Source organism: Schlegelella aquatica (assembly GCF_026013905.1).
GTDB lineage: Bacteria > Pseudomonadota > Gammaproteobacteria > Burkholderiales > Burkholderiaceae_C > Caldimonas > Caldimonas aquatica.
In genome coordinates, this window is record NZ_CP110257.1 from 2714007 (window position 1) to 2726952 (window position 12946).

The following is a 12946-nucleotide window of genomic DNA, read 5'->3' on the forward strand; positions in this document are numbered from 1 at the left end:
TGGCAGGGGAGGAAGGATTCGAACCCTCGAATGTCGGAATCAAAATCCGATGCCTTAACCGACTTGGCGACTCCCCTACACAGGCCCTCGCCCCTGGCCCGAAGGCCCGGGCGCGAGCCCCGAAATCGTCTTCAGTCCGACGCCCAACCCGATAGCGGATGCTGCTCCAGACCGCGGCACAGACGACCCACCCAACCGGCCGGAAGCTCTTTCAACCACCGAGCCTCCTTGCCGGGCGCTGCAGCCGCTGCGCCATTCCTCGCCGAAACGACCGCAAACACTGCACTGCCCGAGCCCGTCATGCGGCTGTTGCCGAAGCGAGCCTCGAGCCACCGCCCGGCTTGCCCGACCTCGTCGCTGAGCGCTCGAGCAGCCGCTTGGAGGTCGTTCTTGCCGAAAGTTGCGGGGTCGGCGAGAAAGTCCTCCACTATAGCAGCTCTTGTATCGCGTGCCAAGAGGGGGTGGGCGAAGATCTCGCGCGTGGGCAGGCTCACGGCGGGCTTGACGACGAAGTAATCGGCCGCGGGCAGGGCCACGGGCGAAAGCCGCTCGCCGATGCCTTCGACCCACGCCGGCCCGGGCCCGAGGAAGAACGGCACGTCGGCGCCCAGACGCTGGCCCAGTGCCTGCAACCGAGCCCTCGGCCAGTGCAGGCCCCACAGGCGGTTGAGGGCGAGCAGCACGGTGGCGGCATCGGAGCTTCCGCCGCCCATGCCGGCGCCGCTGGGCACTTGCTTGTCGATCGAAATGTCCACGCCCCACCGGCAGCCGCTCGCCTCCTGGAGCGCGCGCGCCGCCCGCAGGCACAGGTCGTCCGCGGGCAGCGGCTCGGTCAGGTCGTGCCGCCGCAGCTGACCGTCGTCGCGGCGCTCGAAGTGCAGCGTGTCCATCCAGTCGATGGGCACGAACACCGACTGCAGCAGGTGGTAGCCGTCGTCGCGGCGACCGAGCACGTGCAGGAACAGGTTCAGCTTGGCCGGAGCCGGCACGTCGTACAACGCCCTCATCGTGGCACTCGGAATCGGCGGGGTGAGCAACGGCGCGGGGCGGTCATATCGAGTCGAGCTTGACGCGCACCGTGACCGGCGGTGGGGGCGTGCGCCGCTCGGCGACGATCAGGCCCTCGTCGGCGCGATCGGTGTGGACGGCCCAGCCGAGCTGCTCGAAGCCCGCGGCACCGGCCAGCGGCGCCGCCGGGGCCCCGGGCCACGGCTGCCGGCGCACCCAGTGGAAGAGCGCAGCCAGCGGCACGACCTCGCCGATCACCTCGCGCGAGAGTTCGTCTAGGTCCGCGAACTCGCGCGTGCGGCCCTCGGCCTCCAACCACACGCCGCCGGGCTGCCAGCGCGCGACGGCGAGCGTGGTGCCGAGCGGGCTGGCCAGCCTCAGCTCGCCGCGCTCCGGCGCACCGGACAACTCGAAGACCGCGCTCGAAATGCGTGGCGGCTCGCCGAACTCCCCGGGATCGACCCGCACCGCGAGCCGCCCTGCCGCCACGATGGGCAGCGCCTCGGGCCCCAAAGGCGCACGTGGGAGCCCGGCGCAGCCGGCGAGCCACGCGGCGCATACCAGCGCAGCCGCCCATCGCAGCCCCGCGCTGTGGGCACCGGGGCGCCACGCGCTGCACGAGCCGGGCGCGCTCACAGGTCGACCTTCAGGCGCGAGAGCGTCTCGCGCAGCACTTCGTTGGTCGCGTCGCGCTCGCGACCTTCGCGCCACACGCGACGCGCTTCCTCGCGTCGGCCGAGCATCCACAGCACCTCCCCCAGATGGGCGGCGATCTCTGCGTCCGGCCGCGCCTCGAACGCGCGCTGCAGATGCTTGAGCGCCTCCTCGCGGCGGCCGAGCCGGTACTCGACCCAGCCGAGGCTGTCGATGATGAACGGCTCGTTGGGCGCCAGCTCGAGCGCCTTCAGCACGAGGGTGCGGGCCTCCTCGAGCCGCTCGTTCCGATCGGCCAGCGTGTAGCCGAGCGCGTTGTAGGCATGGAAGTGATCGGGTTTGATCTGGATGACGCGCCTGAGCAGCCGCTCCATCTCCTCCAATCGCCCGAGCTTCTCGGACATCATCGCCTGCTCGTACAGGAGGTCGGCGTCGTCCGGGTAGCGGCGGTTGGCCTCCGACAGCACCGCGTGCGCTTCGGCCCAGAGCTTGAGCTCGCGCATGAGCTGCGACTCGGCCATCAGCTTGGCGCGCGCGTCCTGTGGCGTGCGCTCGGGCGTGCGCCGCAGCAGCTCCCGCGCTTCCTGCACCTTGCCCTGCTTGGCCAGCAGCATCGCGCGTCGCAGTTGCACGGACAACGCACTCTCGGCGTTGTCGATCTTGGCGAGCCATTGCTCGGCCTGCCGGTAGTTGCGTTGCGCCTCGGCGGCCTGGGCGAGCAGCAGGTAGGCCTGCGTGAGCCCCTCGGCCGAAGCCTGCCGGAGCGCCTCGGCAGTGGCCGGGGCGGGCCCGCTGCCCTCCTCGCTCGCCGGCTCGGCCTGCGTGCTGCCCTCGGCCGGTGCGCCGGCGCTGGCGGACGCCAGTTCCACGTAGCGCAGCAAGGCCCGCTCGGCCTCGCGCGGCTGCTTGAGCTCCAGCCGCAAGGCGCCCAGCGTCAGCCACATGGGCGCGGCCTTTGGGTCGGCCTGCGTCGCCTGCTCCAGTTGCGAGACGGCCTCGGCATAGCGCTGGCTGGTGAACAGCGCGCGCACATAGGCCAGCCGCACGGCGGCGGCGTCGGCTTTGCGGTCGAGATACGACCGCACGAGCGCCTCGGCCCGAGGCTCGCCGGGCAGCATCTCGAGCGCGAGCAGCACCGGGCCCTCGGCGGCAGGCTCCAGCCGCGCGGCCTCCTGGGCCAGCTCCAGCGCACGCTGGGGCTCCTGCGCGAGCCATCGCATCCGGGCGTTGGTCAGCAGCACCGGCACGCGCGTGGCGTCCTGCGCAGCGTAGGGTTGCAGCACCTGTTCGACCACGCTCGCGAGCGTCTTGCGATCGCCCGCCCGGCCGAACAGGCGGGGCAGCAGGCCGATGGCCGCCGGCCGCTCGGCGGCGGGCGTCGCGGCCAGGAACCCGCGCAACGGATCGAGCGCCTCGGCCGAGCGGTTCAGGCCGACCAGCACCTGGGCGGTGAGACGGTGCGCTTCCGCCGACGCGGGCACGGCCATGCGCCAGGCCTGGGTGGCGGCGAGCGCCTGGTCGCCGGCGCGCGCCTGCAGCGCGATCTCGACGGCCCGGCGGAAAAGCGCCTCGTCACGCGTCTTCTGCGCGGCATCGAGCATGACCTCGTAGGCCACGCCGGCCTGCCCCTGGCGCAGTTCCATCTCGCCGATCAGCACCTGGTAGAACAGTTCCGCGTCCATCGCCGAGGGGACGTGCGTGCGCACCACCGACTCGGCTGGATCGGCCGCCGCCTGGCCACGGGCAGGCTGCCCGCACGCGAGGGCCAAACCGGCCGCGGCGAGCAGCAGGCGCAGGGAATGGGGGGCGGCGACCGGCATGGGCGATGTCTCTGCGGGTGAGGCGAAGCGCTGCGGCTTCACATGCCGTCTGATTCTACGGAGGCCCCGATAATTCCCCGTCATGCCGGAATTGCCTGAAGTCGAGGTGACCCGCCGCAGCTTTGCGGACCGCATCCGCGGCGCGCGGGTGGAGTCGGTGCGCCTGGGCAAGCCCCTGCGCTGGCCGCTGGGCTGCGAGCCGGGGGGGTTGGCCGGGGCGCTGGTGCGCGACGTGCACCGCCGGGGCAAGTACCTCTGGGTCGAGCTGGACCGCGGCGGGCTGCTGCTGCACCTGGGCATGTCGGGGTCGCTGGGCTTCCAGGCCGCCCCGCCCCCGCCGGGGCCCCACGACCACTTCGACCTCGTCACCTCCCAGGGCGTGCTTCGGCTGCACGACCCGCGCCGCTTCGGGGCCGTGGTGTGGTCGCCCTCGCTGGAGGGGGAGCCGGCGCGCAAGCTGCTCGCGTCGCTGGGCATCGAACCATTCGATCCGGCGTTCACAGGCAGTTTCCTGCGCGAGCGCCTGCGGGGGCGGCGCACCGCCATCAAGCAGGCGCTCCTCGCCGGTGACGTCGTGGTCGGCGTGGGCAACATCTACGCGTCCGAGGCGCTGTTCCGGGCCGGCATCGACCCCCGCACGCAGGCCGGCCGCCTCGGGCCCGAGCGCTGCGAGCGCCTGGCCGAGGCGGTGCGGCAGACGCTGCACGCGGCCGTCGAGGCGGGCGGCTCGACACTGCGCGATTTCCGCGACGCGCACGGGCGCGGCGGCCAGTTCCAGCTGACCGCCCAGGTCTACGACCGCGAGGGCCGGCCCTGCCCGCGCTGCGCGAGCCCGATACGGCGCATCGTGCAAGGCCAGCGCTCGACGTACTACTGCCCGCGCTGCCAGCGCCGCTGAAGCCCCCTCGTGCGGGCCGGCCGGGGCGGGAGCGGCCGCGGCGGATCGCGAAACCGCTCGTAACGCCGGCGCTCGGCGCGCACTTCGCGGCATCCCGGCGCGCCGCCGGGCGGGCGCTTGGGCGCCCCGCGCACACGCTGGGCTACCATAGTCCGCCTGCCGACGACCCGAGCGGCCCCGGGATCTCCATGGTTGCCTCCTTTGCGAACAAACTCGATGCGCTGGGTGCCTGGCGCGCCGGACTGCAAACGCAGATCGGCGAGCTGTCGCGATTCCTTTTCGACCACGACCTGCTCGACGAGCCCGCCTCCCAGCAGCTGGAATCGCTCGCACAGCGGGTGGCGGCCGAGAAGCTGGTCGTCGCCTTCGTCGCCGAGTTCTCGCGCGGCAAGTCGGAGCTCATCAACGCGATCTTCTTCGCCGACACCGGACGGCGCATCCTGCCGGCCACGCCGGGGCGCACGACGATGTGCCCGGTGGAACTGAGCTACGACCCCGACGAGCCGCCCTCGCTGAAGCTGCTGGACATCGACACGCGCTTGGGCACGCAGTCGCTGACGGAATTGCGCGCCCACCCGAGCGCCTGGCGGGAAGTGCCGCTGAACGTGAAGCGGCCCGACCTGCTGGCCGAGGAGCTCACCCAGGTGACACAGACCAAGCGGGTGCCGGTGGAGGCGGCGCGGGCGCTGGGCTTCTGGGACGACGAGCACCCCCAGGACAACCCGCCGATCGGCGAGGACGGCCTGGTCGAGGTGCCCGCCTGGCGCCACGCGGTCATCAACTACCCGCACCCCCTGCTCAAGCGCGGCCTGGTCGTGCTCGACACGCCGGGGCTCAACGCCATCGGCGCGGAGCCCGAACTCACCGTGAGCCTGCTGCCGTCGGCCCATGCGACGGTGTTCATCCTGGCCGCCGACACCGGCGTGACCAAGACCGATCTCGCGATCTGGCGAGACCACCTGTGCGGGCAACCGCTCGCACGCTATGTCGCGCTCAACAAGATCGACACGCTGGCCGACCCCTTGAGCGCGCACGCCGAGGTGGAGATCCACATCGCCCGCCAGCGTGCCCAGACGGCCCGCATCCTCGAGGTGCCCGAGAACCGGGTGTTCCCCCTCTCCGCGAAACTCGCGCTCGCGGGCCGCGTGACGGGCGATGCCGACGACCTGCGGGCCAGTCGTATCCTCGACTTGGAGGACGCTCTCGGGCAGCAACTGCTGCCCCAGCGGCGCGAGGTGATCGAGCAGGTGGTGACCGACGGCCTCGCGCAGCTCGAAGCCCATGTGGGGCGGCGCCTCGCGGACCGCCGGCGCCAGGTGGCCGAGCAGCTCGTCGAGCTGCGCAGCCTGCGAGGCAAGAACAGCGGCATGCTCGCTGCGCTCTTGAAGCGGGCCGAGGCCGAGAGCGCCGAATTCGAGGAGTGCATCGGCCACGTGCAGGCAATGCGCGCGGTGCACACGCGCATGCTGAAAGAAGCGCTGGTGTCCATCGGCAACGACGTGCTGCGCGAGCACACCGAGGTCTTGCAGGACAAGCTGCGCCACGCGGTGCTGAACCTGGGTGCCAAGAAGGCGTTCTCCGAGATGTGCGCGGCGCTGCGCGAGCGGCTCGAGGACGCCCAGCGCAAGGGCGGCGAGATCCAGGAGATGCTGGCTGCGTCGTTCGCCAAGCTCAACGCCGAGTACGGATTCGGCCTGGCCACACCGAAGGCGCCCGACCTGACGCGCTTCGTCCGCGACCTGGACCTCATCGAGCGCAATTACATGCAGTACCTGGGCCTGTCGTACGCGGTGCGGCTGTCCAATGCGCGCTTCCTGGAGCAGTTCCGGCGCATGCTGGTGTCCAAGCTGCGGGTGGTGTTCGAGGGCGCCTGCGGCGAGCTCGAGCTGTGGAACAAGACCGCCTCGGCCCAGATCGACTCCCAGTTGCGCGACCGCCGCCGCAACTTCAAGCGCCGGCGCGAGTCGCTCGAGCGTGCCCAAGGCGCGAGCCAGGAACTGGAGGCGCGCATCTACGAAGTGGAATCGCAAGAAGCGCGCCTGAAGCAACTGCAGGCCCAGCTGGCCGCCCGCGTCCAGGCCTTGCAGGCCGCCGCCGCAGGGCCGTTGCCGAACGTGCAGGTCTCCAGCGTGACGATCGAGCTGCCGCTCGAGGCCCAAGCCGACGGTGTCTGAGGTGAGCCGCCCGGGCCCGGCCGCGCTCTCGGCGGGCAGCGACCTGGACATGCTGCGTCGCGAGTTCGCAGCGCGCCTCGTCGCGTGGCAGCGCGAGCACGGCCGCCATCGGCTGCCTTGGCAGCAGACGCGCGACCCCTACCGCGTGTGGCTGTCGGAGATCATGCTGCAGCAGACGCAGGTCTCCACCGTGCTCGCCTACTACGAGCGCTTCCTGGCCCGCTTCCCGGACGTGGTGGCGCTGGCCGACGCCTCGCTGGACGAGGTGTTGGCCCTGTGGAGCGGCCTGGGGTACTACAGTCGCGCCCGCAACCTGCATCGCTGCGCCCAGGAGGTGCGCGACCGTCACGGCGGCCGGTTTCCGCCCACCGCCGCGGGCTTGGCCGAGCTGCCCGGCATCGGCCGCTCCACCGCTGCCGCGGTCGCGGCCTTCTGCTTCGGCGAGAAGGCGGCCATCCTGGACGGCAACGTCAAGCGGGTGCTGGGCCGTGTGCTGGCCTTCGAAGGCGACCTGTCGCAGGCGCGCGCCGAGCGCGAGCTGTGGGCGCACGCCGAGGCCCTCCTGCCGGACGAAGGCATCGATGCCTACACCCAGGGTCTGATGGACCTGGGCGCGGGGCTGTGCAGCGTGCGCTCGCCCACCTGCCTGCTCTGCCCGGTGGCGTCGCTGTGCCGCGCACGCGCGCTCGGGCAGCCGGAGCGTTTTCCCGTCAAGACGCGCCGCATCGCCCGCGGTCGACGCGAGAGCTGGTGGCTCTGGATCGAGCACGAGCGCGAGGTCTGCCTCGTGCCGCGCCCGGCTCGCGGCGTCTGGGCGGGGCTCTTGAGCCTGCCGGAGTTCGACAGCGCCGAGGGCCTGCACGCCGCCCTCGACGGCTGGCAGGTCGAGGCCCAGCCGCAGCCGCGCGTGGAGCACGCGCTGACCCACTTCGACTGGGTGCTGCACCCGGTGAAGGTCCGGCCGCTCGAGCGCCCCGCCTGGCCGCATGCGCGGTGGATCCCCTACGCCCGGCTCAGCGAGGTCGGCCTGCCGGCGCCGCTGCGGCGGCTGCTTCAGGGGTGAAACCGGCACCGGTGCTGCGGCGCACGCCGCTCGCCGGACGGCGGGCCACCGCGCGGCTGGAGGCCCGTCTCACGGGGCCTGCACGATCCCCTTTTGCTTGAGGAACTGGTCCACCAGCTTCAGGCGCACCTGCGGGTCGGGCAGTTCCATCAGCTTCTGGCGTGCGGCCAGCGGGATCGGCAGCACCTCGCACCAGCGGTTGGCGATCCAGCCGGCGTCCTCGAAGCGGTAGGGTTCGAGGAAAGGCACCGGCCCCTTGGTGCGCATGGTGCGGATGAGCGCCGCCAGCGCCTGCGCGCAGGCGAGGTGCTCCTCGGCCGGTAGGGCGGCCTCGTCCGGCTCGATCCACTCGACCTCGGCCACCCACAGACCGCCTGGCTGCTGTTCGCTGGAGCGCACATTGAACCGCTGCACGCCTCGGCAGCGCGCATGCAGGATGCCGGGCTGCGCGCCGTCGATCTCGATCACCTCGGCACTGCAGCCCACCGCCTCGAACTCGACGCGCTCGCCGGGGCGGCGCACCTCCTGGCCTTGTCGCAACGCGACGACGCCGAAGGGCACGCGGTCGCGCACGCAGGTGCTGATGAGATCGAGATAGCGGGCCTCGAAGACTTTCAGTCCGAGCAGTCCGTCCGGAAACAGAACCGATTGCAGCGGAAAGAGCGCAAGACGCGTGGATTCGGGTACTGCGGTCATGGGGAGTCTCGTGCGTCCAGCTCGCGGTGCCGCACCAGGGTCGCGCCCCGGTCGCGCAGGCGCTGGGCCAGTTGTTCGACGCAGTACACCGAGCGGTGCTGCCCCCCGGTGCAGCCGATGGCGACCGTGAGGTAACTGCGCTGGTCCTGCTCGAAGGCCGGCAGCCAGCGGCGCAGGAAGGTTTCGATCTGCGCGACCATCTCGCCCACTTCCGGCTGCGATTCGAGGTAGGCGATCACGTCGGGGTCGCGTCCCGTCTGCGGGCGCAGCTCGCGGATGTAGTAGGGGTTGGGCAGCACGCGCACGTCGAAGACGAAATCCGCATCCAGCGGCACGCCGTGCTTGAAGGCGAAGGATTCGAACACGAGCGTCAGCTTGGCCGGCGGGGCCTGAACGAAGCTGCGAATCCAGCTGCGCAGCTGGGCGGGACGCAGCTCGCTCGTGTCCACGACGCTGGAGGCCTGGCGCAAGTCCGACAGCAGTTCGCGCTCCAAGTTGATCGCCTCCATCAGCGCATGGTGGGCGTCGCTGTCGCCCGGCGGGGAGAGCGGGTGGCGCCGGCGCGTCTCGGAGAATCGACGCACGAGCGCGTCGGTCGAGGCGTCGAGGAAGATGGTCTTCATCGCGATGCCCGACTCCCGCAGCTTGCCCATGACGGGCAGCAGGTGCGGCAAGGAGCGCGCGCTGCGCACGTCGACGGCGATCGCGATGCGCGGCGTGAACCGCGAGTGTTCCAGCGAGACGAACGTCTCGATCAGCTCGGGAGGCAGGTTGTCGACGCAGAAGTAGCCGGCATCCTCGAGCGCGTGCAACGCCACCGACTTGCCCGAGCCCGAGATGCCGGTGATGAGTACCAGCTCACGCAAGGGATCGCTCGCGGGTGCAGTGGCGGACAGGGTCGGATTCATGAGCGCCTGCGCGTCTTGCTCGGGCTGCCCGGGGACGGGGCGAGGGCGGCTGCAGCCGCGGCGCTCGACAGCATCTCCTGCGCGTGGGCGAAGCTCGTACCCGACAGTTGCTGGCCGCCCAGCATCCGTGCGATCTCGGCGACGCGCTGCTCGCCAGCGACCGTCTGCACAGCGCTCGTCGTCACGCCCGCGCGGCTGGTCTTGCTGACGACGAAGTGATGGTCGGCGCACGCGGCCACCTGCGGCAGGTGCGTGACGGCGAGCACCTGGCGGTCGCGGCCGAGTTGCTTCATCAGGCGCCCCACCGTCTCGGCCACGGCGCCGCCGATACCCACGTCGATCTCGTCGAAGATGAGCGTGCCGGCCTCGCCGAGCTGGCTGGTCGTCACGGCGATGGCCAGCGCGATGCGGGAGAGCTCGCCGCCCGAGGCCACCTTGCCGAGCGGCCGGGGCGTGGACCCCTCGTGACCCGCGACGAGGAACTCGATCGATTCCAACCCCCACGACTGCGGCGCGGGCAGCGGAACGACCGCGACCTCGAAGCGCCCGCCCGCCATGCCGAGCGACTGCATCGCCTGCGTGACCGCGGCGGCCAGGCGCGGTGCCGCCTGCTGCCGTGCGCGTCCAGCCTCACGGGCCACCCGCTCGAACTCGCGCCGCGCCGTCGCCGCGGCGGCCTCCAGGGCCTCCAGGTCGGCCGCTGCCTCCAGCTCGTGGAGTTCCTGGCGCCAGCCCGCCAGCACGGCGGGCAGCTCCTCGGGCGGGCGGCGGTAGCGGCGCGCCAGGCTCACCCAGGCCCCGAGACGTTCGTCGAGCTCCTGCAGGCGGGCCGGGTCGAGGTCGGCATGGCGCAGGTAGCCGTGCAGGCTGTGCGAGGCGTCTTGCAGTTGGGCCTGCGCGCTTTGCAGCACCTCGATCACGGCCGCGAGGCTGTCGTCGTACTCGGCCACGGACTGCAGCGCATCGACCGCGCGGGCCGTCAGCTCGTCGGCGCTGCCCTCGGCTTCGGACAGCGCATCCAAGGCCCCCTGCACCGCATCGAGCAGCGACTGCGCATGGCTGAGCCGGCGGTGCTCGGCGTTGAGTTCGTCCCACTCGTGCTCGCCCGGCGAGAGCTTCTCGAGCTCGCCGATCTGCCAGGCCAGGCGCTCGCGCTCGCGATCCAGGTCGGCCTGCCGGGCGCGGGCATCGTCCAGTCGCGCCTGCGCCTCGCGCCAGACCTGCCAGGCGGCCTGGAGCGGCGCCAGCGGCACGCCCGCGTAGGCGTCGAAGAGCGCCCGCACGGATTCGGCGCGCGTGAGGCTTTGCCAAGCGTGCTGGCCGTGGATGTCCACCAGACGCTCGCCCGCGGCCTTGAGCTGCGCCACCGTCGCGGCGCTGCCGTTGATCCACGCGCGGCTCTTGCCCTGCGCGTCGATCGTACGCCGCAACAGCAACTCGTCGCCCGGCTCGAAGCCGGCCTCCTCCAGCCAGGGCACGAGCGCGGGCGGCAGGTCGAAGGCCGCCGTGATCTCGGCGCGCGAGGCGCCCTCGCGCACCACGCCGGCGTCGCCGCGGCTGCCCAGAGCAAGTTGCAGCGCGTCGATGAGGATGGACTTGCCCGCGCCGGTCTCGCCGGTCAGGACGGAAAAGCCGGAATCGAGCTCGATCTCGAGCTCGCTGACGATGACGAAATCGCGCAATGCGATGCGTCTGAGCATCAGACCCCCACTCCCTCGTTCCAGTGCAGCTTCTTGCGCAGCGTGGCGTAGTAGCTCCAGCCGCGCGGATGGAGGAAACGCACTTGGTGCGCCGAACGGCGCACGCAGATGCGATCGCCGTGCAGGAGGCTGGCCAGGCGTTGCATATCGAAGTTGGCGCTCGCGTCGCGGCCGGCGACGATCTCGATCGTGATCTGGCTCGAGTCGGGCAGGACGATGGGGCGGTTGGACAGCGTGTGCGGGGCGATCGGCACCAGCACCCAGCCCTTGATCGCGGGATGCAGGATCGGACCGTTGGCCGAGAGCGCGTAGGCCGTGGAGCCGGTGGGCGAGGCGACGATGAGGCCGTCGGCGCGGATGTTGGCCATGAACTGCTCGTCCACGTCCACCCGCAACTCGACCATGCCAGCCGTCGCGCCGCGGCTGACGACGACGTCGTTCATCGCGAAGCCGTCGAAGATTGGATGGCCGTCGCGCAGCACCTGGCCCTCGAGCATCGTGCGGTGCTCTTCCTCGTAGTGGCCGGCGAACATCTCGCGCAGCGTCTCGCGCACGTCCTGCACCGGAATGTCGGTGATGAACCCGAGCCGCCCCTGGTTGATGCCGATGAGCGGCACGCCGTAGCGGGCAAGCTCGCGCGCGATGTGCAGCATGGTGCCGTCGCCGCCCACGACGATGGCCAGGTCACAGCGCAGACCGATCTCGGCCACGGTGAGCATCGGGTACTCAGCCAGTGAGGTGTTGAGCGCCGTGTCGTGCTCCAGCGCCACCTCGGCGCCCAGCCGCAGCAGCAGCTGCGCGATGTCATTGAGCACCGGCTCGATGCCTTGAGCCTGGTACTTGCCAATCAGGGCCACATGACGAAAGCGCGGAAGCATGGAAGGATTACACCACAGCGCCTGCGCCGGAACGTGAAGCGCTGCCGCTTGGCGGGGAGTGCCGGCCCCGACACGCTACCCGGGAAAAAGTCCCCGCCCTACAATCACTTGCATGCTGGACGATCGTGCGAAAACCCTGCTCAAGGCCCTCGTGGAGCGCTACATCGCCGAAGGCCAGCCGGTGGGCTCACGCACCCTGTCCAAAGCGTCGGGGCTGGACCTCTCCCCGGCGACCATCCGCAACGTGATGGCCGATCTGGAGGAGCTGGGCCTCATCGCCAGCCCTCACACCTCGGCCGGACGGGTGCCCACCGCACGCGGCTACCGGCTGTTCGTGGACACCATGCTCACCGTGCGGCCGCTGGAGGTCGAGGCCCCGCCCGAAGTGGCCGGTCAGCTGCAGCCCGACCAGCCCAAGAAGGTCATTGCCAACGCCGCGCAGCTGCTGTCGAATTTGTCGCAGTTCGTCGGCGTGGTCACCGCCCCGCGCAAGCCGTCGGTGTTCCGTCACATCGAGTTCCTGCGTCTGTCGGACCGGCGGGTGTTGGTCATCCTGGTTGCCCCGGACGGAGACGTGCAGAACCGCGTGATCTTCACCCAACACGACTACTCGCAGTCGGAGCTGGTGGAGGCCACCAACTACCTGAACGGCCACTATGCCGGGCTGACGATCGAGGAGGTGCGCGAGCGCCTCAAGGGTGAGATCGACGCGCTGCGCGGCGAGATCGCCGCACTGATGCAGGCCGCCGTGCAGGCCGGCTCCGAGGCGATCGCCGAAAGCACCGACGACGTGGTGATCTCCGGCGAGCGCAACCTGCTGCAGGTGCAAGACTTCTCCAGCGACCTCGGCTCGCTGCGCAAGCTGTTCGACCTGTTCGAGCAGAAGACCCAGCTGATGCGGCTGCTCGACGTGTCCAGCCGTGCCGAAGGGGTGCGCATTTACATCGGCGGCGAGAGCCAGGTGGTGCCGTACGAGGAGCTGTCGGTCGTCTCGGCACCTTACGAGGTGGACGGCCAGGTGGTGGGCACGCTGGGCGTGATCGGCCCCACGCGCATGGCGTACGACCGCATGATCCAGATCGTGGACATCACCGCCCGGCTGGTCTCCAATGCCCTGAGTCAAAAGTAGGTCGCGCGCCGGGTGCCG

At 71.1% G+C, this 12946-nt stretch carries 11 protein-coding genes and 1 tRNA gene; 4 read left to right on the plus strand and 8 right to left on the minus strand.

Features of this window, described 5'->3' with window-relative positions:
• From OMP39_RS12345 to OMP39_RS12360, 4 genes are all read right to left on the minus strand, one after another.
• A tRNA-Gln gene (locus tag OMP39_RS12345) sits at positions 1-77 on the minus strand.
• A 54-nt stretch (positions 78-131) separates the two neighbouring features.
• Positions 132-1007, minus strand: coding sequence for a 4-(cytidine 5'-diphospho)-2-C-methyl-D-erythritol kinase (ispE, locus tag OMP39_RS12350; protein WP_264892014.1), 876 nt, complete (start codon positions 1005-1007; stop codon positions 132-134).
• A 43-nt stretch (positions 1008-1050) separates the two neighbouring features.
• The gene (locus OMP39_RS12355) at positions 1051-1644 is read right to left on the minus strand and encodes a lipoprotein insertase outer membrane protein LolB (RefSeq protein ID WP_264892015.1); all 594 of its coding nucleotides are present in this window, start codon (positions 1642-1644) and stop codon (positions 1051-1053) included.
• On the minus strand, positions 1641-3482 hold the full coding sequence (locus tag OMP39_RS12360) for a tetratricopeptide repeat protein (protein WP_264892016.1): 1842 nt from the start codon (positions 3480-3482) through the stop codon (positions 1641-1643). The genes OMP39_RS12355 and OMP39_RS12360 overlap by 4 nt, the downstream gene beginning before the upstream one ends.
• A gap of 82 nt (positions 3483-3564) precedes the next feature.
• Here OMP39_RS12360 and mutM point away from each other — a divergent pair, with 82 nt between their 5' ends.
• From mutM to mutY, 3 genes are all read left to right on the plus strand, one after another.
• Complete coding sequence (mutM, locus tag OMP39_RS12365) at positions 3565-4380, plus strand: bifunctional DNA-formamidopyrimidine glycosylase/DNA-(apurinic or apyrimidinic site) lyase (RefSeq protein ID WP_264892017.1); 816 nt, start codon at positions 3565-3567, stop codon at positions 4378-4380.
• 188 nt (positions 4381-4568) lie between these two features.
• Positions 4569-6554, plus strand: a complete 1986-nt coding sequence (locus OMP39_RS12370; protein ID WP_264892018.1) for a dynamin family protein — start codon at positions 4569-4571, stop codon at positions 6552-6554.
• 49 nt (positions 6555-6603) lie between these two features.
• Entirely contained in the window at positions 6604-7617 is a 1014-nt protein-coding gene (mutY, locus tag OMP39_RS12375) for an A/G-specific adenine glycosylase (protein ID WP_264894569.1), read from the plus strand.
• A gap of 69 nt (positions 7618-7686) precedes the next feature.
• Here mutY and OMP39_RS12380 read toward each other — a convergent pair whose 3' ends face one another.
• From OMP39_RS12380 to OMP39_RS12395, 4 genes are read right to left on the minus strand one after another with little or no spacing between them, the layout of a single operon-like run.
• On the minus strand, positions 7687-8313 hold the full coding sequence (locus OMP39_RS12380; RefSeq protein WP_264892019.1) for an LON peptidase substrate-binding domain-containing protein: 627 nt from the start codon (positions 8311-8313) through the stop codon (positions 7687-7689).
• Positions 8310-9221 carry an RNase adapter RapZ gene (gene rapZ / locus OMP39_RS12385; RefSeq protein ID WP_264892020.1) on the minus strand — a complete coding sequence of 304 codons (912 nt, stop codon included), beginning with the start codon at positions 9219-9221 and terminating at the stop codon, positions 8310-8312. Before rapZ ends, OMP39_RS12380 begins: the two co-directional genes overlap by 4 nt.
• On the minus strand, positions 9218-10921 hold the full coding sequence (gene recN, locus OMP39_RS12390; RefSeq protein ID WP_264892021.1) for a DNA repair protein RecN: 1704 nt from the start codon (positions 10919-10921) through the stop codon (positions 9218-9220). The genes rapZ and recN overlap by 4 nt, the downstream gene beginning before the upstream one ends.
• Complete coding sequence (locus OMP39_RS12395) at positions 10921-11799, minus strand: NAD kinase (protein WP_264892022.1); 879 nt, start codon at positions 11797-11799, stop codon at positions 10921-10923. The genes recN and OMP39_RS12395 overlap by 1 nt, the downstream gene beginning before the upstream one ends.
• Before the next feature lie 112 nt (positions 11800-11911).
• Here OMP39_RS12395 and hrcA point away from each other — a divergent pair, with 112 nt between their 5' ends.
• Entirely contained in the window at positions 11912-12928 is a 1017-nt protein-coding gene (hrcA, locus tag OMP39_RS12400) for a heat-inducible transcriptional repressor HrcA (protein ID WP_264892023.1), read from the plus strand.
• The last annotated feature ends 18 nt before the right edge of the window (positions 12929-12946 follow it).